The following is a 24,263-nucleotide window of genomic DNA, read 5'->3' as shown; positions in this document are numbered from 1 at the left end:
CGATAATCCCAATCGATACGGTTTTATAGGATCGTCGTCTTGTCTCGTGCGGCTCGCACGAGCAGGGAATCTTAACGCGCGCCCGCCTAAGGACCGGCTCAAGCTCTCCGAGCATTTTCGAGACGGATCGATGTCGGCATTCTCACGTCTCGAGGCGCGCCTGCCCGCCATGACCATCGGGCTCGCGCTCCTCAGCGCCACGGCGATGGGCGGCTTCAGCTGGCACCAGGCCCGCGCCGGGCTGATGGAGGCGGCGCGCGAGCGGCTGCAGCTTGCCGCCGACGCGCGGCGCGACGGGGTCGAGCTGGTCGCCGACCGGATGCAGGCCGACTTCCTCACGGTGGCGGCGCACCCGCAGGTGGTGTCGAACGTCGCCGACCTGATCGAGACCCTCGACCCGTCCAAGCCCGACTATGCCGGCCTCCTGGCCGCCTTCCGGGCGCCGGAGACGGCGGCGGCGCGCATCGCGCTCGACGGCACGGCGACCAACACGATGTACGGGCGCCGGCACGCGAAGGTGCAGGAGGTCGCCCGCAAGCTGCTGGCGCAGGCGGGCTACGCCGACCTGATGGTGCTCAATGAGGGCGGGCGCATCGTCTACACCACCACCAAGGGCGAGGATTTCGCGCGGCCGGTCTCCGATCCGGCGCTGCGGGGAACCGGGCTGGCGCGGCTGTTCGAGCGCCTGAAGGCCGCCGACCCCGAGGCCGCCCTGTTCGAGGATTTCGCGGCCTATCCGGTCGATGCCGGGCCCTCCGCCTTCATCGGCCGCGCGGTGACGAAGCGCGCCAACGTCGCCATGGGCACGGCGCAGGCGGCCGAGCGCATCGGCTACGTCGTGATGCGGGTCGGGCCGGCCCTGTTCGACCCCACCCTGTCGAAGCGCACCGGCCTCGGCGAGACCGGGCAGACGCTCTCGACCGGCGCCGACGGCCTGCTGCGCACCGGGCCGCCGCTGAACCCGGACGCCAAGGCCGGCAGCCCCCTCGATGCGCTCGGGATCGCCCCGGCCCGCCTCGCGGAGGGGCGGCCGTTCGACTTTTCGGGCGCGGACGGCCGGCACCTGGCGGCGTCCTCGGTCGTGTCGGTGCTCGGCGCGCCCTGGACGGTGATCGCGGAGCAGAGCCTCGACGAGGCGATCGGCGCCGTCTCGACCCTGTCGCGGACGCTGGCGCTGGTCGGGCTCGGGGTGCTGGCCGGCACCGCCATCCTCGGCCTGCTGCTGGCCCGGTCGATCGCGCGGCCCCTCGGCGCGCTCACCGCCGCGCTCAAGGCCCTGGCCGCCCGGCAGGCGCTGGAGCAGGTGCCCGGCAGCGGCCGGCGCGACGAGATCGGCGACATCGCCCGGGCGGTGGTGACGATCCGCGACGTCTCCCTCGAGGAAGCCGCGCAGCAATTGAAGACCACCGAGGCGGAGCGCCTGCGCGAGGCGCAGGCGCGCCGCGCCCTCCTCGGCGACCTCGCCGAGCGCTTCGAGCGGTCGGTCGGCGGCATCGTCGCGCGGGTCGCCGGCTCGGTGGCCGGCCTGCAGGTCGCCTCGGGCGGCATGCGCGACGCGGTCGCGGGCACCTCGCAGCGGTCGAGCAGCGTCGCGAGCACCGCCCACGAGACCGCCCGCAACGTCAACACCGTCGCCGCGGCGGCCGAGGAGCTCGGGGCCACGGTCCAGGAGATCGGGCGGCAGGTCGAGCAGGCGGCGGAGATGTCGGACGGCGCGGTGCGCGAGGCGGCCCGCACGCAGGCCGCCATGGATGCGCTGGCCGCGGCCGCGACCCGGATCGGCGACGTCGTCGGCCTGGTCTCGACCATCGCCGGGCAGACCAACCTGCTGGCCCTGAACGCCACGATCGAGGCGGCGCGGGCGGGCGAGGCCGGCCGCGGCTTCGCGGTGGTGGCGGCCGAGGTCAAGGACCTCGCCGCGCAGACCGCGCGGGCGACGGAGGAGATCGGCCAGCAGATCGCCTCGATCCAGGCCGCCGCGGGGGAGGCCTCGGGGGCGATCCACGCGATCACCGGGCGAATCGACGCGATGAACCAGGTGGCGACCAGCATCGCCGCCGCGGTGGAGGAGCAGGGCGTGACGACCCAGGAGATCGTGCGCAACATGGGCCAGGCCTCGGCCGGCACCGGCGCCATGACGGCGGACATCGCCGCCGTCGCCCGCGCGGCGGACGCCGCCGGCACCGAGGTCGCGGCGGTGCTGCTGGCCTCCGACGAGCTCGCCGACCAGTCGGCACGGCTGCGCGCCGAGATCGGCACCTTCCTGGCGGGCGTCCGCGCCGCCTGATCGAAGCGGGCCGCCTTTCAGGACTCGGGCCGGCTCCCCCTCGCCGGGGCGCGCCGATCGGCGGCCGGGGGAGGGGACGCTCCGTCGCCCGCCCGCACCCGCATCCGTCGCGGCGTCAGCCTGGTGGGCGCGCCTCGGGACGAAGTCGCGGGTGGAATCCCGATCGACGGGCGTCCGAAACGAGAAGGGCCGCCCGGCCCGGATGGCTGGACGGCCCCTCGCCGATGGGAAGCCTTCCGATCAGCGGCCGATGGCGCCGCGCTTGAACCCGAAGCCCGGGACTTCGCAGCCGCAGGACGAGTTGAACGGCGCCGGGCGGGTGACGCAGTTGCCGCGGGCGGTGACGCAGATGCTGCCGCCGCGGCCGCCGCGGAAGTCGTCGCGGCGACGGTCGTAGCGATCCTCGTCGTAGTCGCGGCGGCGCGGGCGATCGTCGTCGTAGCCGCGGTCGAACCGGCGCGGGCCGCCGTAATCGTAGTACTGGGCGCTCGCCACGGTCGCGCCGAGGGTCGTCCCGAGGGTCAGGGCGGCGATGGCCGCGAGGGTGAGGCGCTTTATGGTCATAGAGTGTGTCCGTCTCCGGTCCGAGGTCGACGTGGGGTCGACCGGGTCTCTACGCGGGGCTGCCTGAACGTCGGCTGAGGCCGGCGCAACGGCTGTCCGCCCGGCGGCCCCGACGCTCAACGCGGCAGACTGCGCATCGGCCGCCACAATCGTCTGGCATGGTGCACGGCCGCCGCCCCGTCCGCCCTCGGCCTGCGACGACGGCCTCCGGTTGCCGGAACCGGCCGGCCTCGCTACTGACGCGGGCGAAAATGTTTCCCGTGAAACCTCCCTCGGAGCGGCCCCCCGACATGGAGCTCCTCAAGCTCGCGGCCCTCGACGCCGAGGACCTCACCGTCATCTCCGCCCACCTTCAGGATGCGGTGCTGAACGTGGCCGACCTCACCTTCCTCGCCGCCGAGCACCGCTTCGTGCTGGCGCTGCGCCGGTTCGACTGGCAGGCGCCGGAGACGCCGCGGCGGCGGCTCGCCGGCCTGCATTTCGAGCGCGTGCTCGGGGTCCGCACCCGCGGCCTGACGCCGGGGGATGCCAGCTTGAGCCTGCTCGCGATCACCTTCGAGGAGACCGAGGCGCCGTCCGGCATCGTCACGCTGCTGTTCTCCGGCCAGGCCGCGATCCGCCTCGACGTCGAGTGCATCGAGGCGCGGATGAAGGATCTCGGGCCGGTCTGGGAGGCCGACAGCCGCCCGGGCCACGCGGCGCCCGCCTCCGGCCCGTCGGCCTGAGCCGTCGCGTCCCACGCCCTCACCAGAAGAAGTGCCCGATGATCCGCCTCGATAGCAGCGACCCGACCTTCGCGGACGACTTCGCCCGGCTGCTCACGGTCAAGCGCGAGATCTCGGAGGACGTCGACGAGACCGTGCGCGCCATCATCGCCGGCGTGGTGAAGGGCGGCGACGCGGCGCTGGTCGACTACACCCGAACATTCGACCGGCTCGGCGACGGCTTCGGCGCGTCCGCCCTGCGCGTCACCGCGGACGAGATCGCGGCGGCGCTCGAAGCCTGCCCGGCCGAGGCGCTGGAGGCGCTGCGCTTCGCCGCCGCCCGGATCGAGGCGTTCCACGCCGAGCAGGTCCCGGGCGACCGCCGGACCACCGACGCCCTCGGCGTCACCTCGGGCTGGCGCTGGACCGCGCTCGAATCGGTCGGGCTCTACGTGCCCGGCGGCACGGCGAGCTACCCGTCCTCGGTGCTGATGAACGCGATTCCCGCCCGCGTCGCCGGGGTGCCGCGGATCGTCATGGTGGTGCCGATGCCCGACGGGCAGTCGAACCCGCTGGTGCTCGCCGCCGCGCATCTGTCGGGCGTTCACGAGGTCTATCGCGTCGGCGGGGCGCAGGCGGTGGCGGCGCTGGCCTACGGCACCGAGACGATCGCGCCGGTGGCCAAGATCGTCGGGCCCGGCAACGCCTACGTCGCGGCGGCCAAGCGCCGGGTGTTCGGCCTGGTCGGCATCGACATGATCGCCGGCCCCTCCGAGGTGCTGATCCTGGCCGACGGCCACGCCAACCCGGACTGGATCGCCGCCGACCTGCTGGCCCAGGCCGAGCACGACGTCGCCGCCCAGTCGATCCTGATCACCGACAGCGCCGCGCTGGCCGAGGCCGCGGAATCCGCCGTCGAGCGCGCGCTCGCCACCCTGCCGCGCCAGGAGATCGCGCGGGCGAGCTGGCGCGACTACGGCGCGATCGTCCGGGTCCGCAGCTTCGACGAGGCGGTGCCGCTGGTCGACCGGCTCGCGCCGGAGCACCTGGAGATCGAGACGCAGGACGCCGAGGCGCTCTCGCGAAAAATCCGCAACGCCGGGGCGATCTTCCTCGGCTCGCACACGCCCGAGGCGATCGGCGACTACGTCGGCGGCCCCAACCACGTCCTGCCGACCGCGCGCTCGGCGCGGTTCTCGTCCGGCCTCGGGGTGCTCGACTTCATGAAGCGCACCACGATCCTGGCCTGCACGCCGGAGAGCTTGCGGGCGCTCGGCCCCGCGGCGATAACGCTGGGCCGGTCGGAGGGCCTCGAGGGGCACGCCCGCTCCGTCGCGATCCGGCTGAACCTTTGAAGGCACGCGCACGATGTCGGAGGTCAAGGGGGGTGGGACGGGGGTCGAGAAGCGGGCCGAGCCGGCCGGGAAGGGCACGGATCGCCTGATCGGGGTCACGCTCGACGAGGACTCGATCGGCCGCGGCAACCCCGACCAGGAGCACGAGCGCGCGATCGCGATCTTCGACATCCTCGAGGACAACCACTTCGCGATCCCGGGCCGCACCGGGCCCTACGCGCTCAACCTCGGGCTCGTCGAGAACAAGCTTTCCTTCGCGATCCTGTCCCCGACGGGCGACCCGGTGATGACCCACCTGCTGTCGCTGACCCCGTTCCGCCGGGTGATCCGCGACTACGAGATGATCTGCGAGAGCTACTACAACGCCATCCGCACCGCCTCCCCGACGCAGATCGAGGCGATCGACATGGGCCGGCGCGGCCTGCACAACGAGGCGTCCGAGACCCTGAGGGAGCGCCTGGCCGGCAAGGTCGACCTCGACCACGACACCGCCCGGCGGCTGTTCACCCTGGTCTTCGCCTTGCACTGGAAGGGCTGAGGTGGGCCTGCGCCGCCGACGCCCGCACCGGCACAGACGCTGAGAGCCCCCGCGCGATGGACGTTCTCGTCCCGCCTCCGCCCGGCGACCTCGTCGTGCCGCGCAAGCGCCGGGTCCAGTCGGTGCTGTTCATGTGCAACTTCAACGCCGTGCGCTCGCCCGCGGCGGAGGTGATCGCGCGCCACTACTTCGGCAAGTCGGTCTACGTGCAGTCGGCCGGGGTGCGCTCGGGCGAGCCGGTCGACCCGTTCATGGTCGCGGCGCTGGACGAGATCGGCATCGACGCCAGGAAGCACCGGCCCCGCACCATCGAGGAGCTCGACGAGTGGGAGGGGCTGAACTTCGACCTGATCGTGACGCTGGCCCCCGAGGCGCACCACAAGGCGCTGGCGATGACCCACACCCTGGCGGCCGACGTCGAGTACTGGCAGACGGCGGACCCGACCATCCTCCAGGACGCCTCCCGCGAGCAGCGCATGGACGCCTACCGCGACGTCCGCGACGGGCTGACCTACCGGATCAAGATGCGGCTGAAGGGGTAGGGGACGCGGCGCGGGAGGCTCCGCGGTCGATCCTGCGCTTCCCCGCCGCGCGAACCGATCGCGGCGCATCCCGCGCGAAGGTCTGCCGCGCTCACCTGTTTTGCCGGCAAATCTCGGGCCCCTGTCGCGTTCGGGAGAGGGGGCCGGTTCGGCGCGAGGTGGTCGACACGATCGGTTGCGGCGGGGAAGTCGCGCCCTCACGCCTCCAGCCGGCGCATCCCGGTGATCGCGCCGTAGCTGTTGGCGGCGATCCGCTCCGCCGCCCGGCGCAGGGGCTCGACCGCCACCGCCATGTGATGGCCGTTGGCGTGGATCAGGGTGTCGGCGTCGAGCATCAGGCCGGTATGGCCGCGCCAGTCGACGAAGTCGCCGCGGCGCAGGCCGTCGAAGCCGATCGGCAGGGCGCGGCCGACGGCGCCGGCCTGCTGGTCGGCGTCGCGCGGGCAGGGCAGGCCGGCGAGATCGAGGCAGAGCTGGACCAGGCCCGAGCAGTCGAGCCCGAGGCTGGTGCGCCCGCCCCACAGGTAGGGCGTCCCGACCAGCCGCTCGGCGGTGGCCGCGTAGTCCGGCACCGTGCGGTCGAGGGGCGCGCAGTGGGCCGCGAAGACGAAGGCGTCGCCGACCCGGACGAAGTCGCCGGCCGTGTCGGCGACCGTTATCCGCGCCCCGAGCCCGAGATGGCCGAGCGCCGGGCGCTTCATGTCGGGGGCGGGGTAGAGGAAGCTGCGCAGGGCCGTCACCCGGTGGGTCGGGGCCGGGTCGGCCGGGCCGAGGCTCGCCGCCGGCAGGTAGCCGACATAGCCGTCGCGCACGAGCTGGACCCAGGCGAACTCGTCGCCGACCTCGTACACGGCGACCGCGTCGCCCATCACCGCCTCGGTCTCGAGCCCGGCCTCCGGTCGCGGCGTCCGGCGTAAGGGGGCGGCCGGGACCACGACCCGGCGCGGCTCGCCGGCGACGAAGCGCGCCGCCTCGACCGTGCCGCGCAGGCGGATGTCGGCGAGGTCCGGCCGGGCCGGCGTGGTGCGCGGATCGTGGTTGGCGGTCGGCGGGCTCGTCATCACGGCTCGGGGCTGCGGCTGTCTCGGAATCTGCGGGCGTCTCGAAGTGATGATCGCGGGCCGCGATGACCGAACCACGCCCCGGGGCGCGTCTCCCCCCGCGCCATTTCGACGCATCGTCGTGCCGCTTGAGACGGCAACTGCATCATGAATGCGCCAGCGCGCCCGCAGGATCGCGGCGCACCTCTGCCTGCCTCTTCGGCACGCCGGGGCATGCATGGCAGGACGGCGACGGCCTCGTTTTGATGCGGTGCACAATCGGCGCGAATCGGGTACGGTGGGCCATGACGAGCGCGAGCCCTGCCGTGAAGAAGTCGAAGAAGAGCTTTGCCGACCTGCCGCCGATCCGGGTCCGCCGCGAGCCGCCGACGATCGTCGAGGCGGTGACCGCCGCGCAGGACCTGTCCGACGACCTCGAGCAGCAGATCGAGATCGCCGCCGGGCTGATCGGCCTGCCCGCCGAGGAGGTCCGCCCGCACGTCGTCGCGGCGCTGCGGGCCAAGCCCGAGCGCGTGCCGGAGCGGATCATCGCCCAGGCCGGCCCGAGCCGGGCGCCGCGCACCGTCATCGTCGAGCGCCGCACCCGCCCGCCGGTGATCGTCGAGCGCCGCGGCCGCCCGCTCGATCCGCGGCGCTGACGGCGCCCGCGGACCGCCTTCGGGTCCCGCGCTACCAGGCGAGCGTCTCGCCGCGGTAGTCGAGATAGGCCGTGCCGGGCCGGCCGAGCCGGGCCTCGATCACGTCGGCCATGCCGGCGACGCTGGTCGCCACGTCGATGTCGGCCCCGTCGCCGCCCATCTCGGTCCGCACCCAGCCCGGATGCATCAGCACCACGCTCAGGTTCTCCGCCGCGTGGCGGATCGCGAAGCTGCGGACCAGGGTGTTCAGCGCCGCCTTGCTGGCGCGGTAGTTTTCCCAGCCGCCGGAGGTGTTGAGCCCGACGCTGCCGAGGATCGAGCTCATGAACACCAGGCTGCCGCCGGGCGCGAGCCGATCGCGGAAGGCTTCGGCGAAGCGGACCGGGCTGATCGCGTTGGTGAGGTAGACCTGCGCCGCGACCGGCCGCGGCACCGCGTGCAGCGGATCGTGCGCCTGCGTCGCCACGCCGGCCACCACGAACACCAGGTCGAATGTTCGGGACGCCAGCCGGTCGTGCAGGGCCGAGACCGCTTGGTCGTCGTCGATGTCGGCGGTCTCGATCGTCAGCGCCTCGGATTCGAGGGCGGCCAGGCCCGGCGAGGCCTTGCGCTGGGTCGCGGTGACGCGCCAGCCGCGCCCCAGGAAGGTCTCGACGAGCCCGAGCCCGAGGCCGCGCGAGGCCCCGACGATCAGCGCGTTCCTGGCCGACGGATGTTCGAGTTCTGCCATGGGATGTCTCCTGCGAGGCCGGGTTCGGGATTTCTTGGGAGGAAGGTGGCTTCATCGCGCGATGCGGAACCTTTGCCGCAACTTTTATGCTCGCCTGTCTAGCTGCACTTGAGCTTGACGAAGTGAAGCTCTCTGAACTAGCTGCCAGCTAAATAATATCTTGTAGGCTCTAGCTATGCTAGGACATGGCATCGTTAGATCCTTAGGGTTGCATCCTGTAATTCTCTAATAAATGCCTCATAAAACTTGCCTGAACCAGAGTCGTAATCATAATCAGTCTTCCATTTGAACCGGGCATACAGTTCATCTTTGACGCTGTCGGGAAGATCGCTGTTAAACTCGACGTAGCTTGCTAATTGCGAAAGCCCATCTTCTGTTTGCTCATCAATGAACTCCATAGATATTTTTTTGTAAATATTTGGATCTGTATCCTTTGCGCCCGAGTGTGCCGATGCTTCAACTTCGTTAAGCAGCCATCCTAGGCGGCCCATTGATTTAAATCTGTCTGAATTCGACAGAGTCGCGCTTAGATTGTTGAGTGGAGACGCCCCGCCGATTTCAATACCAAGATCTAGAAGATGGTCTAGGATTTCACGTGTGGGGACTGGACCATTTCTATTTCTAAGCAACATAACGGTTGCATCAAGCGCCTGTGACTTTTCAACAGACGTGCGGCGTCCGGCCGCACGATGCGCGGCGCTGATTGAAGACAGGTCATGTTTGAATTGACGTGCAGCAGTTCCGCCGCGAACTACATTGCCTGAATGCATCATCGTTGGCACGCCCTGGCGGATTTGCCCCATGGCACTGTCGGGATCGGTATACAAAGCGAGCGCATGCCGTAGAGTTTGCAGTCGAACGAAGCGCAAATCTTCGCGCAGCTCCACCTCTAAGCTTTCGATTTCGGCCTCAAGCGCCGACACCAAATCCTGGGCCACGGTCGCCTCCCGGGAACATCCGAGAACAGATTGCCACGGATTGCCAAGGAACGCGATAGTACATTCCTTGGGGCTTGGGAGCGCTTGTGGATCCGGTTGATCGCGGTTACGATGCAGGGCCTGAACGAGGAAAGGCCCGAATCAGGGGTGCAACCCTGAGACGGACCTTTCGGGATGGTAGCCGGACGGCGGGTGGCCCCCCGCTGTCCGGTTCTAGGCGTATGGGTGCCTAACAACCGGAGTTTTTATAGCACCTGCGCGCTGCCCTTTCAACGGGCCATCGGAGAAAGCCCGATGACGAAGTGCAAGAGCAACCGTGCCTGTCACCGCGTTCGGACGTACCGGCGCATCCGCTTTGGGCGACAGGAAGTCGTCCGTACTCATACCCGCTGCTGCGGGCAGGGTTCGTTCTCTTTCTACTGAGAGCCGCCCGCGAGTTGAATGAAACGACGATGTGACCGTCCTGGCCGTCGAGGGTTAACGCCCCCGGCGGCCATTTTCGTTCGGGCGGAGCGCTTGTGGCGTCAGCGCCATAATAGCGGGAAAGCGCCGTTGGGGATCGCCCGGTGTGCCGCCGCACGTTCGGTACCTCCACCCTCGGACGCAGCTTCGACACGCCCCCCTTCCCTCCCCCGACGATCTCGGGCTTGCCCGCGATCCGCACGCTGTGTGCCCAAGTCGGGCAGGCCCGACTTGGGTGCGGGGGAGGGGAAGGCGACGTGGGCGCCTTGCGCGCGAAACGTACGGGTTCGGCGCCTTGCCCCGTTCCCTCAATCCCCCGTCTGCACCGCCCAGGTGGCGTGGCGGATGCCCGGTTGCGCCTGCAGGGCGGCGACCACCGCGTCGAGCTCCTTGGCCGCCACCGCGCTGGCGATGAGGGTCGCGACCACGTCCACCGCCGCGTCGCCGCGCTCCTCGACCTCGACGCCGCCGACCGGGTAGCCCGCCGCCTCCAGCCGCTCGACCAGCATGTCCTGGGCGGGGCCCGCGGTGCCGGGGGCGGTGGTGACCTGGACCTCGTAGGTCGCCTCCGTCGCGCGCTCGTCGATCGGCGCGCGGTTGATCGCGTTGACGAGCGGGCGCAGCAGGGTGTTGCAGGCCAGGACCGCGACCGCCACGAACAAAGCCTCCAGCGGCAGGTCGGCGCCGGCGAAGGCGCCGACTGCGGCCGAGCACCACAGGGTCGCAGCCGTGTTGAGGCCGCGCACGTTCATGCCCTCCTTCATGATCACGCCGGCGCCGAGGAAGCCGATGCCGGAGATCACGTAGGCGACGGTGCGGGTCGCGCCCTCGGCCCCCGTCAGCCGCATGCCGAGATCGACGAAGGCGGCCGCCCCCACCGCCACCAGCACCGCCGTGCGCAGGCCGGCGGTGCGCTGGCGGTACTGCCGCTCGGCGCCGATCAGGGTGCCGAGCACGAAGGCCACGATCAGGCTGATCGCCGAATTGACCGGCTCGGGGAGGGGCGTGGGTAGAAGGACCATCCGGTCTCCTAGACGGGCGCGCATGACGGTTCCGTGACGGGAGCCGGTCCCAACCCGAGGTCGCAGCGGGATTGACGGGTGCCCCGGGCAGCGGGCACACCGGCTCGACTATGGATCGATCAAGAATCCAAGTGCGGCGGGTTCAGCCCGCCGGTTTCGACGAGGAGACGTGCAGGATGAAGGCTTCCTTCCAGCCGGCCCGGCCGTGTCGCGCAGGGTCCGCGCGCGCATGAGCGGCGCTGCGCTTGCCGAGCGTCCGGCTGCCGCCGCCGATCCGTTGCGGGCCCGCATCCTCGAGCTCCGCGCCGGCCTGGAGCACGGGCTGATCGGCTGCGAGGGCCTGGTCGAGCGCCTGATGATCGGGCTGCTCACCGGCGGCCACCTGCTGATCGAGGGCGCGCCGGGGCTGGCCAAGACCCGCGCCGTCAAGCGCCTCGCCGACGGGCTCGACGGCTCCTTCGCCCGCATCCAGTGCACGCCCGACCTGATGCCCGCCGACCTCACCGGCACCACCGTGTGGCGCCAGGATGCCGGCACCTTCGAGTTCCTGCCCGGCCCGCTGTTCCACTCGCTGATCCTCGTCGACGAGGTCAACCGCGCGCCGCCGAAGGTGCAGTCGGCCCTGCTCGAGGCGATGGCGGAAGGCCAGATCACCGTCTCCGGCGCGACCCATCCGCTCGCCGACCCGTTCATGGTGGTGGCGACCCAGAACCCGATCGAGCATGCCGGCACCTTCCCGCTGCCCGAGGCGCAGCTCGACCGCTTCCTGCTCCACGTCGTGGTCGGGATGCCGGACGAGGCCTCCGAGCGGAAGATCCTCGACCTCGTCGAGGGCGAGCTCAACCATCACGGCGAGGCGATGCCGGTGAAGCTCTCGGTCGCCGAGGTGCTGGCCGCGCGCGAGGCCGCGCTGAAGACCTACGTCTCGCCGGCGCTGAAGGATTATCTCGTGCGCATCGTCGCCGCGACCCGCACCGATTCCGCGGCGCCGGACCTGCGCGCCGCGATCGAGCATCCGGCCTCGCCGCGCGGCACGCTGGCGCTGATGGTCGCCGGCAAGGCGCGGGCCTACCTCCACGGCCGCGACCACGTCGTCCCCGAGGACGTGGCGGACCTCGCCGCCGACGCGCTCTCCCACCGCATCGGCCTGACCTGGCGCGCGGCCGCGGAAGGGCTCACCACCCGCGGCATCGTCGGCGGATTGGTCCAGCGGGTGCGGGCGCTCTGAGGGTGGTCCCGGCAACCGCGAGAAGGCCCCGCGCGACCACGCCCTGCGCGGGCCCCCTCTCCCATGGGGAGAGGCGGCCGCGCCGCGCTGGCCGGATTCCGGCATGACCGCCACCGCCGCCCCCGAGACGAACCCGGCCTTCCACCTTTCCGGCGAGGCGCTGATGGGCCTGCGCCACCTCGCGCGCCGCGGCGTCACGCCGGCGACGCGGACGCTGGCGGGCCTGCCCGGCGGCATCGTCACCAAGCGCCGCGGGCGCGGCTCGGAGCCCGACGACGTGCGGCTGTGGTCGGAGGGCGACGACCGGCGCCACATCGACCGCAACGCCACCGCGCGCACCGGCATCCTGCACGTGCGCACCCACCACGACGAGCGCGACCGCGCGGTGGTGCTGCTCGCCGATTTCCGCCCCTCGATGCTGTTCGGCACCCGCCGGGCGCTGCGCTCGGTGGCGGCGGCCGAGGCGCTGGCGCTGCTTGGCTGGCGCGTCGTCGGCGACGGCGGCCGCGTCGGCCTCGTGGTCGCGGGCGCGGACGAGCCGACGGCTTTGCGCCCGGCCGGCGGCGAGCGCGCGATGACGGCCGTCACCGGCGCGCTCGCGTCGGCCCATGCCCGCGCCCTCGCGCAACCCGCCGCCGCCGATCCGCCGCTCGACGCGCTGCTGACGCTCGCCCGCAGCCTGCTGCCGTCCGGCGGCCACCTCGTCCTCGCCTCGGCGCTCGACAGCCCCGGCCCCGACTTCGACCGCCTGCTGACGCTGCTCGCCGAGAGCCTGTCGATCCGCCTGATCCTGGTGAGCGACGCCTTCGAGCGGTCCCGGCCGCCGGGCTTCTATCCCTTCGCCCTGCCCGACGGCCGCCGCGGCACTGTCCAGTCCGCCCGCCAATCCGCACGCCAGCCCGCCCGCGAGCCGGCGCCCGCGCGCCTCGCCGCCGACGAGCGCCTGGCCGACTACGCCCGCCGCGGCATCGCGGGCCTGCGCCTCGACGTCGAGGCCGGCCCGGAGGCCTACGCCCCGCTGATGGAGCGGCTCGATGCGGTGTTGTGAAGCCGCCGCCGTTTCCCTCCCCCCCTGCTCCGCAGGGTACCCTCCCCCGCACCCAAGTCGGGCCTGCCCGACTTGGGCACACGAGGCGCGGATCTCGGGCTTGCCCGAGATCCGTCGGGGGGAGGGGGTGCGTATGCCCGCAGGCGGAAAACGATGACCCCCGCCGACGCTCCTCCCACCCTCGAGGCCCTGCGCGGGCTGCACCTGCCGAACCAGGCGGCGGGGGCGATCTCCGGCGAGGTCGTGGTCGCGATCCTGGCGGGCTTCGCCGCCGCGCTGCTCGTCGGTCTGGTGCGCTATCTCCGGGTCCGCGCCCGCGCCACGGTCCGCCGCGCGGCGTTGCGCGATCTCGCCGCCGCGCGAAACCTCGACCCGGAGGCCCGGCTCGTGGCGCAGGCCCGGCTGCTGCGCCGCGTCGCCCGCACCGTGCAGGGCGAGGATGCGGCGAGCGCGCAAGGGACGGCCTGGGCGCACAGGCTCGACGGGCTGTTCGCCACCACCTTCTTCACCGAAGGCGCCGGGCGCGTCCTCGCCGAGGGGCTCTATCGCCGCAGCGACCGGCCGGACCCGGCCGTCCTCGATGCCGAGCTCGGGCGCCTGATCGGGCGGATGCGCGGATGAGCCTGCTCCCGGCCTGGGTCACGGCGCTCGGTTCCGCGTTCGATTGGGCGACACCGCTGGCGCTGCTGCTGCTGCCGCTGCCGCTGCTGGTCCAGCGCTTCGTCCCGGCCGAGGCCGCGGGCGGCAGCGGTGCGCTCCGCGTGCCGGCCTCGCTGGTGGCGCGCGCCGAGGCCGGCGCCGACGTCGCCGCCCGCGGCCGCCGCCGGACCTGGCTGATCTGGACCTTGTGGGCGGCCCTCGTCGTCGCGCTCGCCGGGCCCCGCCTCGTCCTGCCGGCCACCGCCCTGCCGGCCTCGGGCCGCGAGATCATGCTGGCGATGGACCTGTCCGGCTCGATGGAGCGGCGCGACTTCTCGCTCGACGGCGAGACCGTGAACCGCCTCGTCGCGGTCAAGCGCGTGGGCGCCGACTTCATCCGCCGCCGCGCCGGCGACCGCATCGGCCTGGTGATCTTCGCCGACCAGGCCTTCGTCGCGGCCGGGCTCACCTTCGACACGGCGAGCGTGGCGCGGGCCCTGGAGGAGGCGACGATCGGCCTCGTCGGCCGCTCCACCGGCATCGGCGACGGCCTCGGGCTGGCGCTGCGCCGGCTCGATCCGAAGGATTCCGGCATCGACGGCCAGCCGGTCGCGTCCTCGAAGGCGGTGATCCTGCTCTCCGACGGCGCCAACAACGCCGGCCAGACCACGCCGCGGGACGTGGCGGCGCTGGCGAAGGAGCTCGGCATCAAGGTCTACACCATCGCCCTCGGCCCCCGCGACATGGCCGACGCCGACGGCGAGCAGGACGTGGTCGACACCGAGACGCTGCGCGAGATGGCCGAGATCACCGGCGGCAAGGCGTTCCGGGTGCGGACCACCGACGACCTCGTCGCGGTGGCCGACGCCATCGACACCCTGGAGGGCGGCCGCGCCAAGGCCCCCCCGGTGCCCCTGCGCCGCGACCTCTGGCCCTGGCCGGCGGCGCTCGCCTTCGCCTGCGCCGGGCTGCTCCTGGCTTCCCGGAGGCGGGGATGATGCCAGCGCGCGGGCTCGTGCCCGCCTTGCCGCCGACCGTTTCGCGCATCCCCTCTCCCCGCACGCGGGGAGAGGGCCGCGACGACCCCGTCGTCGTCGCGGCGAGGCGGCAGCCGACGGTGAGGGGGCTTCGACCGGCGAGCCTCCCAGGGCACCGTCCCCTCACCGCCGCCTCGGCTTCGCCTCCGCTTCCCGGCCGCACGACGAGGTGCGGCCGGGCCTCTCCCCGCGTGCGGGGAGAGGGGGGCCCTCCCCACTGCCGGGGCATCCCGCGATGACCGTCCTCGACGCCTACGCGCTGCTGCGGCCGTGGTGGCTGCTGGCGATTCCCCTGGTCGCCGTGCTGGCCTTCCGCGCCGCCGCCCGCGCCGCGCCCCTCGGCGACTGGGCGCGGGCGGTCGATCCGGCGCTGATGGCGCTGATGGTCCGGCGCGGGGCGGTGCTCGGCGGGCGGCGGCAGGCGAACCTCGCGGCCGCCCTCGCCGCCGGCTTCGTGGCGCTGGCGCTCACCGGGCCCGCGGTCGAGCGCAAGGACGCGACGACCTTCCGCAACCTCGACGCGACGGTGATCGTCGCCGACCTGTCGCGCTCGGTCGCCGAGGGCGGCGGGCTGAAGGACCTGCGCCAGATCGCGCAGGGCGTGGCCGAGGCCGCCGGCACCCGCGCGGTGGCGCTGGTGGTCTATGCCGGCGACGCCTACGTCGCGACCGGGCCGACCACCGACCGCGACAGCTTCGGCACCACCCTGTTCGCGCTCGATGCCGACACGGTGCCCGACCGCGGCAGCCACCCCGAGCGCGGGCTGGCGCTGGCCCGCCGCACCCTGGAGGAGGCCGGCGCGCTCGCCGCCGACGTGGTGCTGATCACCGACGGCGACGGCATCGGCGACGCGGCCCTGCGCGAGGCCGAGGCGATGCGGGCCAAGGGCTGGCGGCTCCAGGGGGTGTTCGTGCCGGCGCAGAAGACCCTGCCGCCCGGCGCGCCGAAGACCGACCGGGCCGCCCTCGACCGGCTCGCCGCCGCCGGCGGCGGGGTCGCGGCCGACCTGTCGGCACCCGCCCCGGTGCTCGACGCGGTCGGCGCCGGCACCGCGCAGCACCTGGCGGCGGGCGGCTACGCCGTGCTCGCCTTCGCCGATCTCGGGCGCTGGCTGCTGCTGCTCGCGCTGGGGCCGGCGCTGATCCTGTTCCGGAGGAGCGCGTGATGGCCGCCTTCGCGCTCGGCCGCCGGCCGCTCTCCCCCGCCGTCTCGGCCGCGCTCTTGCGCCGCTGGCGGCGCTGGGCCCGGACCTTCGGGCTCGCCGCGACCGGGGCCGGCATCCTCGCGCTGATGCTGGTCTCGCAGCCGCGCACCGGCCTCGGCCGCCTGCTGATCGGGGTCGGGCTGCCCTCGGCGGCGCTCGCGGTGCTCGACGATCCGGCCTGGCGCGGGCCGGCCCTGTACGAGGCCGGCCGCTACGACGAGGCGGCGGCCGTGTTCCGCAACGGCGGCCGGCGCAACGCCTACAACCTCGGCAACGCGCTCGCCCGGACGGGTGACTATGCCGGCGCGATCGAGGCCTACGACGCGGCGCTGCAGTTCAACCCGCGCGACGCCGACGCGCAGGCCAACCGCTCGCTGATCGCCCAGCTCGTCGCCGAGGCGATCGACCGCAAGGGCGGCGGCACCGCCAACGGCTCGGCGCAGTACGGCGCCCGCTACAACAACACGGCCAACCAGGAGAAGGACAACACCCTCCAGGCCAATTCCAGCGGCGAGGGCCTGGCGGGCAACAAGGAGGCGAGCTCCTCGGCCTCGATCCCCGGCAACAGCAAGGTCGCGCGCCGCGGCCAGGCCGAGCAGCAGACCGTAGAATCGGGCCGCGGCGAGGCTCGGGGCTCGGCCGGCGACGCCGCCGGGCGCGGCCGCACCGGCGGCGGCTCGGCGATGGTGGCCGAGGCCCCCGAGAAGGAGGTGCGCCGCGTCACCAAGAGCTTCGAGGCGCACGAGATCCGCCCCGACCGCCTCTGGCTCCAGACCCTGCCGGACGACCCCGGCCGCTACCTCAAGCTCCGCCTCAAGGCCGAGCAGGCCCGCCGCATCGAAGCCGGCACCAGCATGCCCGCCGGGAGCAACCCATGGTGAGGCTTTGGAATGCGCCGCGCCGCGTCCCTCACGAGCAGACACTTTCGGGTTCATGGCCTTCGCAAACGCGGTTCTCAGGCCCTCCCCGTCATCCCGGGGCGCCGGAGGCGAGCCCGGGATCCAGAACCGCAGGGCGTTGGTCGTCATGCGCCGTCGGCGGCTCTGGATCCCGGGCTCTGCTGCGCAGCCCCGGGATGACGGGGTGGCGCGGATCCAAGCGCGATCGATACGGCTCCGATGCGAGGCATGAACACCGTGGCCCGCAAAGGGGGGAGGAAAGGGCGGGTCGCATGCGATGGACCGTCCTGTTCGCCGCCCTCCTCCTGGCCCAGCCCGCCCGCGCCGAGGTCGAGCCGGGCGACCTCACCCTCACGGTCACGCCCGAATTGAACGGCAACGCCGCGCCGTTCGTGCGCGAGATGGTGCTGCTGCGCATCCACGGGGTCTACAAGCAGCAGATCCTGCTCGAGGAGGTGATCCAGCCGACGCTGGCCAACTTCAGCTGGAGCCAGCTCGGCCGCGACCGCTGGAGCAGGACCAAGCTGAAGGACGGCCAGAGCGCCATCGCCTTCGACCGGGTGATCGCGGTGTTCCCGCACCATGCCGGCGACTTCACGATCGAGCCGTTCGACCACCGCCTGACGATCAACGACGACGGCCAGCGCCGGGTGATCGACGTGCGCTCCGGCCCAGTCGCGCTGCCGGTCGCGACCTGGACCAAGGAGGGCGGCGGCCCGGACGCCAAGGAGCCGTGGTGGCTGCCGGCCAAGGACGTGACGATCACCGATTCCTGGTCGCCCGACCCGGAGACGGTGAAGCTCGGCGACACCACCCGGCGCATCGTGACGGTGGAGGCGCAGGGCATGGTCGCCGAGGGGCTGCCGCCGCGCCCGGTGATGCGCACCCGCGGCATCCTCACCTTCGCCGGCCCGGTCACCCGCGAGACCCTGATCACCCCCGCCGGCCCGGTGGCGCGCGCCACCTACCAGTGGGACGTGAAGGCCGGCGTGCCCGAGATCATCCCCCTCGACGCGATCGTTATCCCGTGGTTCGACACGGTGTCGCGCACGATGCGCGAGGCCGAGATCCCCGCCCGCCAGATCGGCGGCGGCCTGCCCGACCGGGAAGGCGACCTCGCCCCCCCGCTCGCCACCGCGCCGTGGGTCGCGGCCGCCGCCGGGCTCGCCGCCTTCGGCCTCGGGCTGGCGCTGATCGGGTTCGGGACGGGCGCCGGGCGCCTGCGGCTGCGGCGCGGCGCCCGGGCGGCCCTGCGCCGCGCGGCGGCCGCGAACGACGCCGCCGCCTTCCGCGCCGCGACGCTCTCGGCCGAGCCCGATCTCGCCCGGGCCTGGCGCGCCGACCCCGATACCACCGCCGGCCTCGCGGGCCTCGACCGCGCGCTCTACGCGCCGGGCGGTGCCGCGGCGCCGGACCTCCGGGCGCTCGCCCGCCGGCTGTCGCGCCCCGTCCGCCTGCGGGGCGCGGGCCCGGTCGCGGCCGACCGGCTCCATCCGCTCGACGGCCCCTTGAACGGCCCCTTGGACGGCCCCCTCGATCGCCCGCTCGGCCGCTGACGCCCGGCGCGGGGCCCTCCTCAGTCGACCGCGATGGCGACGAGGGAGAACAGCCCGGCGAGCAGCAGGTTGGCGACGAGCACGAGGGCGATGACGGTCATGGACATCTTGTCGGTTGGGGCGGCCGGTCCGGCGCGCCGCCGTCCATAGCCCGGGCGCCCGGGCGCTGTCCGCGGGGCCGCCGGCGAAGCGCGAAAAGTCCCGCCGGCGATGCAGGCCGGCCACGTCACCGCTGAGCCGCAGGCAAGCGCCGACGGCGCGTTCGAACGTGCACACCTTGCGTGTGCAGCGCTTTCCCCACACCATCGTTAACGATCGGTTCGCGAACGGGGTGCGGCATGACGATGACAGCGATCGGCGGGGCCCTGACGGCGGCGTCCAGCTTCTTCGGCCTCGGCGGCCGCCTGCGCGCCGACGCGCCCGCGGCCCGCCCGGCGGCCGACGACGCCTTCGCCCCGCAGGCCGACGGCCCCGCCCCCGGCGATCCCTGGTTCGAGGCCGTGGCCGAAGCGCTGGCCGAGGCGGGATACCTCGACAGCTAGGGCGTCCGCGGCCCCGCGGTTCCTCCGCGTCCATGCATGCCTGGATGGGATCGCGGCTGCGCCGTCGCCTGTCCGTCATCGCCTCGCAGGCGCGGCACCGTTCGGCCCGAGACGCTAAAACGTTCGTTCTAAGAAACGGGCTGGTCGCCGCAAATATCTTCTTCGGATACGACGGTTCGGAGAAGATCCGGTTTTTCGTGTGTAAAATACCAGCGGGTTCGGCAAGCGATGGCGCGTCGAAGCGCCGTGTTCCGGTCGTGCGGCGCCGCTCGACCAGTTGACAACGTTCTGTAAAAAGAACGAAAACCCGGTCTCTTCGTAAGGGATACGGGCCGAGGCCGGCGCGCATCCCGCGGTGATGATCGGAGGATCGGCGTGAGCGAGCGGCACGGAACACGGCGGACGGGGCGGATCGGGCGGCGGGCGGCCTTGGCGGGGCTGTGCCTGGCCGGCGGCCTGCTCACGATGGTCGGCGCGCACGCCGAGACGGCCCTGCTCAACGTCTCATACGATCCGACGCGCGAGCTCTACCGCGACATCAACGCGGCCTTCGCCGAGGACTGGAAGGCCAGGACCGGCGAGACCGTGACGGTGCGCGCCTCGCATGGCGGCTCGGGCTCGCAGGCCCGCACGGTGATCGACGGGGTCGACGCCGACGTGGTGACGCTCGGCATCCCCTCCGACATCGACGCAATCGCCAAGCTCACCAAGCGCATCCCCGAGGATTGGCGCGGCAAGCAGCCGAATGCCGGCCTGCCCTACACCTCGACGGTGGTGTTCCTCGTGCGCAAGGGCAACCCGAAGGGCGTCAAGGACTGGGGCGACCTCGCCAAGCCCGACATCAAGGTCATCACCCCGAACCCCAAGACCTCGGCCGGCGGGCGCTGGAACTTCCTCGCCGCCTGGGGCTACGCCTACAACCAGGACAAGGACGCGGCCAAGGCCGACGCCTTCGTCGGCACCGTCTACAAGAACGTGCCGGTGCTCGACACCGGCGCCCGCGGCTCCACCGTCACCTTCGCCCAGCGGGGCCTGGGCGACGTGCTGCCGACCTGGGAGAACGAGGCCTACCTCGTGCTCCAGGAGTTCGGCGCCGACAAGTTCGACATCGTCGTGCCGCCGACCTCGATCTACGCCGAGCCGCCGGTGGCGCTGGTCGACGCCAACGTCGACCGCAAGGGCACCCGCAAGCAGGCCGAGGCCTACCTGGCCTTCCTCTACACCGACAAGGCGCAGGCGATCTTCGCCAAGCACCATTACCGCCCGTTCAAGCCCGCCGCGGCGGCCGAGGCCGACCTCAAGCAGCTGCCGGACATCAAGCTGTTCAAGATCGAGGATCTCCAGGGCAACTGGGACGAGATCCAGAAGCGGAACTTCGACACCGGCGGCCTGTTCGACCAGCTGAGCCGCCAGGGGCGGTAGCGCCGACCGACCCCCTCTCCCTATCCGGGCAGCCGATCCCGGGCAGGCCCGAGGTCGCCGGGAGAAGGGACCCGCGATCGGGCCGGCCGCGTCGACCGATCCGAACGTTTCTCGAGAGACTTCCCATGGTCGCCCCACCCCGCCCGAAGCGGCGCTTCCGACAAGCCAGCGTGATCCCCGGCTTCGGGCTCACCTTCGGCTACACGCTGACCTGCCTCGGGCTGGTGGTTCTGCTGCCGCTGGCCGCCCTCGTCGCCAAGGCCTCGGGCCTCGGCCTCTCGGGGATCTGGTACGTCGCCACCGACCCGCGCGTGGCCAGCGCCCTCAGGATCAGCTTCGGCGTGTCGCTGCTCGCCGCGCTCACCGCCTCGGTGTTCGGCTTCCTCGTCGCCTGGGTGCTGACCCGCTACCGCTTCCCGGGCCGCAAGCTCGTCGACGCCGTGGTCGACCTGCCCTTCGCCCTGCCGACCGCGGTGGCGGGCATCGCGCTGGCCTCGCTCTATGCCCCGAACGGCCTCGTCGGCGCGCAGCTGGCGCGGCTCGGCATCCAGGCGGCCTACACGCCGGTCGGCATCTTCATCGCCATGGTGTTCATCGGCCTGCCGTTCGCCGTGCGCACCGTGCAGCCGCTGATCGCCGAGATCGACAAGGAGGTCGAGGAGGCCTCCGCGACGCTGGGCGCCACCCGGTGGACGACGCTGATCAAGGTGGTGCTGCCGCCGCTGATCCCGGCGGTACTCACCGGCTTCGCGCTGGCCTTCGCCCGCGGCGTCGGCGAGTACGGCTCGATCATCTTCATCGCCGGCAACCTGCCCTACGTCTCCGAGATCGCGCCGCTGCTGATCGTCATCAAGCTCTCGGAGTTCGATTACGGGGGCGCGGCCGCCATCGCCACGATCATGCTCGGGATCTCGTTCCTGACCCTGCTGGCGATCAACCTGATCCAGGCCTGGAGCCGCCGGAGGTTCGGTTATGTCTGATCTGAGCCTGACGGCCGCGCCGGCGCAGGAGGAGGCCGCCAGCGAGGGCCGCCTCGTGCGCGGGCTGCTGATCGGCACCGCGGTGGTGTTCCTGGCGCTGTTCCTGGTGCTGCCGCTGTTCACGGTGTTCGCCCAGGCGCTCTCCCGCGGCGTGGGCGCCTATCTCGAGGCCTTCTCCGAGCCCGACGCCTGGACCGCGATCCGCCTGACGCTGACGGTGGCGGCGATCGCCGTGCCGTTCAACCTCGTCTTCGGGGTCGCGGCCGCCTGGGCCATCGCCAAGTTCGAGTTTCCCGGCAAGAGCCTGCTGATCACGCTGATCGACCTGCCGTTCTCGGTCTCGCCGGTGGTCTCGGGGCTGATCTACGTGCTGCTGTTCGGGAGCCGCGGCCTGTTCGGCGGCTGGCTGCAGGACCACGGCATCCAGATCCTGTTCGCGCTGCCCGGCATCGTGCTGGCGACGGTGTTCGTCACCTTCCCGTTCGTCGCCCGCGAGCTGATCCCGCTGATGCAGGAGCAGGGCAACGCCGAGGAGGAGGCGGCGCTGACGCTCGGCGCCACCGGCCTCCACACCTTCCGCACGGTGACGCTCCCCAACATCCGCTGGGGCCTGCTCTACAGCGTGCTTCTCTGCAACGCCCGCGCCATGGGCGAGTTCGGCGCGGTCTCGGTGGTGTCCGGGCATATCCGCGGCCTGACCAACACCATCCCGCTCCACGTGGAGATCCTCTACAATGAGTACAATTTCGTCGCCGCCTTCGCCGTCGCTTCGCTCCTTGCCGGACTCGCCCTTGTCACCCTCGCCCTCAAATCCCTCCTCGAATGGCGCTACGGGGCGGAGCTCGGGTCGCGGGCACGGCATTAACGCGAACTCGACCGCGATCCGCGTCGAGGGCCTGTCGAAGACCTTCGACACGGCCGCCGTGCTGCACGACTTCAACCTCGACGTGCGCGCGGGCGAGCTGCTCGGCCTGCTCGGCCCCTCGGGCTCGGGCAAGACGACGCTGCTGCGCATCATCGCCGGGCTCGACACGCCGGACCGCGGCCGCATCCTGTTCGGCGGCGACGACGCCACCTTCCTGCCGGTGCAGCAGCGCGCGGTCGGGTTCGTGTTCCAGCACTACGCGCTGTTCAAGCACATGAGCGTGGCCGACAACATCGCCTACGGGCTGAACGCGCGAAAGCGCGCGGAGCGGCCGCCGGCGCCGGAGATCAAGCGCCGCGTCGGCGAGCTGCTCGACCTGATCCGGCTGTCGGGCTTCGCCGACCGCTATCCCTCGCAGCTCTCCGGCGGCCAGCGCCAGCGCATCGCGCTCGCCCGCGCGCTCGCCGTCGAGCCGCGCGTCCTGCTCCTCGACGAGCCGTTCGGCGCGCTCGACGCGCAGGTCCGCAAGGACCTGCGCCGCTGGCTGCGCGAGATCCACGACCGCACCGGCCAGACCACGATCTTCGTCACCCACGACCAGGACGAGGCGCTGGAGCTCTCCGACCGCGTCGCCGTGCTCGACAAGGGGCGGCTCGAGCAGGTCGGCACCCCGGACGAGGTCCAGGAGAACCCGGCCTCGGCCACCGTGCTGCGCTTCCTCGGCGACGCCATCGAGGTCGAGGCGATCGCCGAGGGCGGCCGGGTCCGCGTCGACGGCAAGCCGACCCCGGTCGCCGCGCCCGCCGGCCTCATCGGCCCGGTGAAGCTGTTCGTGCGGCCCTGGCAGCTCCAGCTGGTGGAGCCCGCCACCGCCCACCTCACCGGCACCGTCCGCTCGTCCTACCGCAGCCAGGGCCGCCAGCGCATCGAGGTCGGCCGCCCCGACGGCGGCCTGCTGATCGTCGAGGATTCCGACGGCGAGCGCTACGCCGCCGGCCGCGAGGTCGGCCTGCGGATCAACGGGGGGTACGTGTTCGGGTAAGCTTCCTCTACGAGGGTGCCAGGCTCACGCATCTCTGCCTGACGGTACCGGATAGCTCGTCGGAAGCGGCGCCTGGCCCCTGTCGCGAACAAGTGATCGAATTCCCGCCTCATTGCCCGCGCTTGCGCCTCCGACGATCCGTGCACGGCGGCGATCGGTCGGCAGATCGATGCGATCTCAGCGAACCGCTTGCCCCGAGGCGTCCGACATCGCGCGATCGGAGCGGCACGGCCGCCCCTCACGCCGTGGTCCCGTCCCGGCGGCGGAGCACCGAATGCTTGCGGCTGTAGAAGAAGTAGATCGCGAAGCCGATCGCCATCCACACGACGAGCCGCAGCCAGGTGTCGAGGGGCAGGCCGGCCATCAGGAACAGGCAGGACAGGATGCCGAGGATCGGCACCGTCGGCACGCCCGGCACGCGGAACGGCCGGTACATCTCCTTGTCCGAGCGGCGCAGGTAGATCACCGAGCCGCAGACCAGGATGAAGGCGGCGAGCGTGCCGATGCTGACCATCTCGCCGAGGATCCCGATCGGCACCAGCGCCGCCACGATCGCCACCGCCGCGCCGATCAGGATCTGGCTGCGATAGGGCGTCTGGTAGGTCGGGTGCACGTGGGCGAACAGGCGCGGCAGAAGCCCGTCGTTGGCCATGGTGTAGAAGATCCGGCTCTGGCCGTAGAGCAGCACCAGGATCACGGTGGTGAGCCCGGTGAGCGCCCCGAGCTTGATCAGCGCCGAGAACCAGGCGATGCCGATCACGTCGACGCCCTTAGCGATCGGGTCGGGGACGTTGAGGTCCTTGTAGGGCACCACGCCGGTGAGCACCGCGGCGACCAGCACGTAGAGCACTGTGCAGATCGCGAGCGAGCCGAGGATGCCGATCGGCATGTCGCGCTGGGGCGATTTCGCCTCCTGCGCGGCGGTGGAGACCGCGTCGAAGCCGATGAAGGCGAAGAACA

General features: G+C 72.2%; 25 protein-coding genes. 18 read left to right on the top strand and 7 right to left on the bottom strand.

All coding sequences use genetic code 11. The features are described from left to right. Nucleotides 1-130: 130 nt before the first annotated feature. Complete coding sequence (locus tag MKK64_RS26990) at nt 131-2,287, top strand: methyl-accepting chemotaxis protein (RefSeq protein ID WP_243938793.1); 2,157 nt, start codon at nt 131-133, stop codon at nt 2,285-2,287. A 240-nt stretch (nt 2,288-2,527) separates the two neighbouring features. Here MKK64_RS26990 and MKK64_RS26985 read toward each other — a convergent pair whose 3' ends face one another. Continuing rightward, a complete protein-coding gene (locus tag MKK64_RS26985; RefSeq protein WP_243938772.1) occupies nt 2,528-2,851 on the bottom strand; it encodes a hypothetical protein in 324 nt (107 codons plus the stop codon). Between the two features lie 290 nt (nt 2,852-3,141). On the opposite strand from MKK64_RS26985, the gene MKK64_RS26980 reads away from it, so the two are divergent. Genes MKK64_RS26980 through MKK64_RS26965 form a run of 4 tightly spaced genes read left to right on the top strand, consistent with a single transcriptional unit; the run spans nt 3,142 to nt 5,990 of the window. Then, nucleotides 3,142-3,576, top strand: a complete 435-nt coding sequence (locus MKK64_RS26980) for a DUF2948 family protein (RefSeq protein ID WP_147843311.1) — start codon at nt 3,142-3,144, stop codon at nt 3,574-3,576. Nucleotides 3,577-3,614: 38 nt separating this feature from the next. Then, entirely contained in the window at nt 3,615-4,910 is a 1,296-nt protein-coding gene (hisD, locus tag MKK64_RS26975; protein WP_243938790.1) for a histidinol dehydrogenase, read from the top strand. A gap of 13 nt (nt 4,911-4,923) precedes the next feature. Next, nucleotides 4,924-5,448, top strand: coding sequence for a UPF0262 family protein (locus MKK64_RS26970; protein ID WP_243938788.1), 525 nt, complete (start codon nt 4,924-4,926; stop codon nt 5,446-5,448). 56 nt (nt 5,449-5,504) lie between these two features. Then, nucleotides 5,505-5,990, top strand: a complete 486-nt coding sequence (locus MKK64_RS26965) for a low molecular weight phosphatase family protein (protein WP_147727383.1) — start codon at nt 5,505-5,507, stop codon at nt 5,988-5,990. Between the two features lie 197 nt (nt 5,991-6,187). Here the strand turns inward: MKK64_RS26965 and MKK64_RS26960 are convergent, their stop codons facing one another. Next, nucleotides 6,188-7,051: a C40 family peptidase gene (locus MKK64_RS26960; protein WP_243938786.1), complete on the bottom strand. Its 864-nt coding sequence runs from the start codon at nt 7,049-7,051 to the stop codon at nt 6,188-6,190. A gap of 284 nt (nt 7,052-7,335) precedes the next feature. Between MKK64_RS26960 and MKK64_RS26955 the strand changes: the two genes are divergently transcribed. After that, complete coding sequence (locus MKK64_RS26955) at nt 7,336-7,689, top strand: hypothetical protein (RefSeq protein WP_147727385.1); 354 nt, start codon at nt 7,336-7,338, stop codon at nt 7,687-7,689. A gap of 31 nt (nt 7,690-7,720) precedes the next feature. Here MKK64_RS26955 and MKK64_RS26950 read toward each other — a convergent pair whose 3' ends face one another. The 3 genes from MKK64_RS26950 to MKK64_RS26940 all read right to left on the bottom strand — a co-directional run bounded on the left by MKK64_RS26950 (nt 7,721) and on the right by MKK64_RS26940 (nt 10,841). Continuing rightward, complete coding sequence (locus tag MKK64_RS26950) at nt 7,721-8,419, bottom strand: SDR family oxidoreductase (protein WP_147843314.1); 699 nt, start codon at nt 8,417-8,419, stop codon at nt 7,721-7,723. A gap of 194 nt (nt 8,420-8,613) precedes the next feature. Further along, nucleotides 8,614-9,357 carry a hypothetical protein gene (locus MKK64_RS26945; RefSeq protein WP_243938784.1) on the bottom strand — a complete coding sequence of 248 codons (744 nt, stop codon included), beginning with the start codon at nt 9,355-9,357 and terminating at the stop codon, nt 8,614-8,616. A 770-nt stretch (nt 9,358-10,127) separates the two neighbouring features. Further along, complete coding sequence (locus tag MKK64_RS26940; protein WP_243938782.1) at nt 10,128-10,841, bottom strand: MgtC/SapB family protein; 714 nt, start codon at nt 10,839-10,841, stop codon at nt 10,128-10,130. Between the two features lie 229 nt (nt 10,842-11,070). Here MKK64_RS26940 and MKK64_RS26935 point away from each other — a divergent pair, with 229 nt between their 5' ends. The 7 genes from MKK64_RS26935 to MKK64_RS26905 all read left to right on the top strand — a co-directional run bounded on the left by MKK64_RS26935 (nt 11,071) and on the right by MKK64_RS26905 (nt 18,452). Next, nucleotides 11,071-12,069 carry an AAA family ATPase gene (locus MKK64_RS26935; protein ID WP_243938762.1) on the top strand — a complete coding sequence of 333 codons (999 nt, stop codon included), beginning with the start codon at nt 11,071-11,073 and terminating at the stop codon, nt 12,067-12,069. A gap of 103 nt (nt 12,070-12,172) precedes the next feature. Beyond that, entirely contained in the window at nt 12,173-13,117 is a 945-nt protein-coding gene (locus tag MKK64_RS26930) for a DUF58 domain-containing protein (protein ID WP_243938780.1), read from the top strand. 153 nt (nt 13,118-13,270) lie between these two features. Beyond that, nucleotides 13,271-13,738 (top strand): DUF4381 family protein, encoded by a 468-nt coding sequence (locus MKK64_RS26925; protein ID WP_147844791.1) that lies wholly within the window; start codon nt 13,271-13,273, stop codon nt 13,736-13,738. Further along, nucleotides 13,735-14,754 carry a VWA domain-containing protein gene (locus MKK64_RS26920; protein WP_243938778.1) on the top strand — a complete coding sequence of 340 codons (1,020 nt, stop codon included), beginning with the start codon at nt 13,735-13,737 and terminating at the stop codon, nt 14,752-14,754. Before MKK64_RS26925 ends, MKK64_RS26920 begins: the two co-directional genes overlap by 4 nt. Nucleotides 14,755-15,028: 274 nt before the next feature. After that, entirely contained in the window at nt 15,029-15,958 is a 930-nt protein-coding gene (locus MKK64_RS26915) for a vWA domain-containing protein (protein ID WP_147860389.1), read from the top strand. Next, nucleotides 15,958-16,878, top strand: a complete 921-nt coding sequence (locus tag MKK64_RS26910; protein WP_243938776.1) for a tetratricopeptide repeat protein — start codon at nt 15,958-15,960, stop codon at nt 16,876-16,878. Before MKK64_RS26915 ends, MKK64_RS26910 begins: the two co-directional genes overlap by 1 nt. A gap of 290 nt (nt 16,879-17,168) precedes the next feature. After that, nucleotides 17,169-18,452, top strand: coding sequence for a hypothetical protein (locus tag MKK64_RS26905; protein WP_243938774.1), 1,284 nt, complete (start codon nt 17,169-17,171; stop codon nt 18,450-18,452). 20 nt (nt 18,453-18,472) lie between these two features. Here MKK64_RS26905 and MKK64_RS26900 read toward each other — a convergent pair whose 3' ends face one another. Further along, on the bottom strand, nt 18,473-18,682 hold the full coding sequence (locus tag MKK64_RS26900; RefSeq protein WP_147844814.1) for a hypothetical protein: 210 nt from the start codon (nt 18,680-18,682) through the stop codon (nt 18,473-18,475). Nucleotides 18,683-18,790: 108 nt separating this feature from the next. On the opposite strand from MKK64_RS26900, the gene MKK64_RS26895 reads away from it, so the two are divergent. From MKK64_RS26895 to MKK64_RS26875, 5 genes are all read left to right on the top strand, one after another. Further along, nucleotides 18,791-18,994 carry a hypothetical protein gene (locus MKK64_RS26895; RefSeq protein WP_243938773.1) on the top strand — a complete coding sequence of 68 codons (204 nt, stop codon included), beginning with the start codon at nt 18,791-18,793 and terminating at the stop codon, nt 18,992-18,994. Between the two features lie 465 nt (nt 18,995-19,459). After that, nucleotides 19,460-20,416, top strand: a complete 957-nt coding sequence (locus MKK64_RS26890) for a sulfate ABC transporter substrate-binding protein (protein ID WP_147843730.1) — start codon at nt 19,460-19,462, stop codon at nt 20,414-20,416. Nucleotides 20,417-20,541: 125 nt separating this feature from the next. Continuing rightward, entirely contained in the window at nt 20,542-21,396 is an 855-nt protein-coding gene (gene cysT, locus MKK64_RS26885; RefSeq protein ID WP_147727628.1) for a sulfate ABC transporter permease subunit CysT, read from the top strand. Beyond that, a complete protein-coding gene (cysW, locus tag MKK64_RS26880) occupies nt 21,389-22,261 on the top strand; it encodes a sulfate ABC transporter permease subunit CysW (protein WP_147727627.1) in 873 nt (290 codons plus the stop codon). Before cysT ends, cysW begins: the two co-directional genes overlap by 8 nt. 58 nt (nt 22,262-22,319) lie before the next feature. Further along, nucleotides 22,320-23,303: a sulfate/molybdate ABC transporter ATP-binding protein gene (locus MKK64_RS26875; protein WP_243938825.1), complete on the top strand. Its 984-nt coding sequence runs from the start codon at nt 22,320-22,322 to the stop codon at nt 23,301-23,303. Between the two features lie 238 nt (nt 23,304-23,541). Here MKK64_RS26875 and MKK64_RS26870 read toward each other — a convergent pair. After that, nucleotides 23,542-24,263 (bottom strand): APC family permease (locus MKK64_RS26870; protein WP_243938771.1); only part of this gene is annotated, 722 nt, incomplete at its 5' end.

It is taken from the genome of Methylobacterium sp. E-025, from assembly GCF_022829705.1.
Lineage (GTDB): Bacteria > Pseudomonadota > Alphaproteobacteria > Rhizobiales > Beijerinckiaceae > Methylobacterium.
This window is presented reverse-complemented; position numbering and strand designations above follow the sequence as displayed.

What these genes read in the sequence shown, in the direction of transcription:
- MKK64_RS26990 (WP_243938793.1), top strand. Translation starts at nt 131, where the DNA reads ATGTCGGCATTCTCACGTCTCGAGGCGCGCCTGCCCGCCATGACCATC.
- MKK64_RS26985 (WP_243938772.1), bottom strand. Translation starts at nt 2,851, where the DNA reads ATGACCATAAAGCGCCTCACCCTCGCGGCCATCGCCGCCCTGACCCTC.
- MKK64_RS26980 (WP_147843311.1), top strand. Translation starts at nt 3,142, where the DNA reads ATGGAGCTCCTCAAGCTCGCGGCCCTCGACGCCGAGGACCTCACCGTC.
- hisD (WP_243938790.1), top strand. Translation starts at nt 3,615, where the DNA reads ATGATCCGCCTCGATAGCAGCGACCCGACCTTCGCGGACGACTTCGCC.
- MKK64_RS26970 (WP_243938788.1), top strand. Translation starts at nt 4,924, where the DNA reads ATGTCGGAGGTCAAGGGGGGTGGGACGGGGGTCGAGAAGCGGGCCGAG.
- MKK64_RS26965 (WP_147727383.1), top strand. Translation starts at nt 5,505, where the DNA reads ATGGACGTTCTCGTCCCGCCTCCGCCCGGCGACCTCGTCGTGCCGCGC.
- MKK64_RS26960 (WP_243938786.1), bottom strand. Translation starts at nt 7,051, where the DNA reads ATGACGAGCCCGCCGACCGCCAACCACGATCCGCGCACCACGCCGGCC.
- MKK64_RS26955 (WP_147727385.1), top strand. Translation starts at nt 7,336, where the DNA reads ATGACGAGCGCGAGCCCTGCCGTGAAGAAGTCGAAGAAGAGCTTTGCC.
- MKK64_RS26950 (WP_147843314.1), bottom strand. Translation starts at nt 8,419, where the DNA reads ATGGCAGAACTCGAACATCCGTCGGCCAGGAACGCGCTGATCGTCGGG.
- MKK64_RS26940 (WP_243938782.1), bottom strand. Translation starts at nt 10,841, where the DNA reads ATGGTCCTTCTACCCACGCCCCTCCCCGAGCCGGTCAATTCGGCGATC.
- MKK64_RS26935 (WP_243938762.1), top strand. Translation starts at nt 11,071, where the DNA reads ATGAGCGGCGCTGCGCTTGCCGAGCGTCCGGCTGCCGCCGCCGATCCG.
- MKK64_RS26930 (WP_243938780.1), top strand. Translation starts at nt 12,173, where the DNA reads ATGACCGCCACCGCCGCCCCCGAGACGAACCCGGCCTTCCACCTTTCC.
- MKK64_RS26925 (WP_147844791.1), top strand. Translation starts at nt 13,271, where the DNA reads ATGACCCCCGCCGACGCTCCTCCCACCCTCGAGGCCCTGCGCGGGCTG.
- MKK64_RS26920 (WP_243938778.1), top strand. Translation starts at nt 13,735, where the DNA reads ATGAGCCTGCTCCCGGCCTGGGTCACGGCGCTCGGTTCCGCGTTCGAT.
- MKK64_RS26915 (WP_147860389.1), top strand. Translation starts at nt 15,029, where the DNA reads ATGACCGTCCTCGACGCCTACGCGCTGCTGCGGCCGTGGTGGCTGCTG.
- MKK64_RS26910 (WP_243938776.1), top strand. Translation starts at nt 15,958, where the DNA reads ATGGCCGCCTTCGCGCTCGGCCGCCGGCCGCTCTCCCCCGCCGTCTCG.
- MKK64_RS26905 (WP_243938774.1), top strand. Translation starts at nt 17,169, where the DNA reads ATGCGATGGACCGTCCTGTTCGCCGCCCTCCTCCTGGCCCAGCCCGCC.
- MKK64_RS26895 (WP_243938773.1), top strand. Translation starts at nt 18,791, where the DNA reads ATGACGATGACAGCGATCGGCGGGGCCCTGACGGCGGCGTCCAGCTTC.
- MKK64_RS26890 (WP_147843730.1), top strand. Translation starts at nt 19,460, where the DNA reads ATGGTCGGCGCGCACGCCGAGACGGCCCTGCTCAACGTCTCATACGAT.
- cysT (WP_147727628.1), top strand. Translation starts at nt 20,542, where the DNA reads ATGGTCGCCCCACCCCGCCCGAAGCGGCGCTTCCGACAAGCCAGCGTG.
- cysW (WP_147727627.1), top strand. Translation starts at nt 21,389, where the DNA reads ATGTCTGATCTGAGCCTGACGGCCGCGCCGGCGCAGGAGGAGGCCGCC.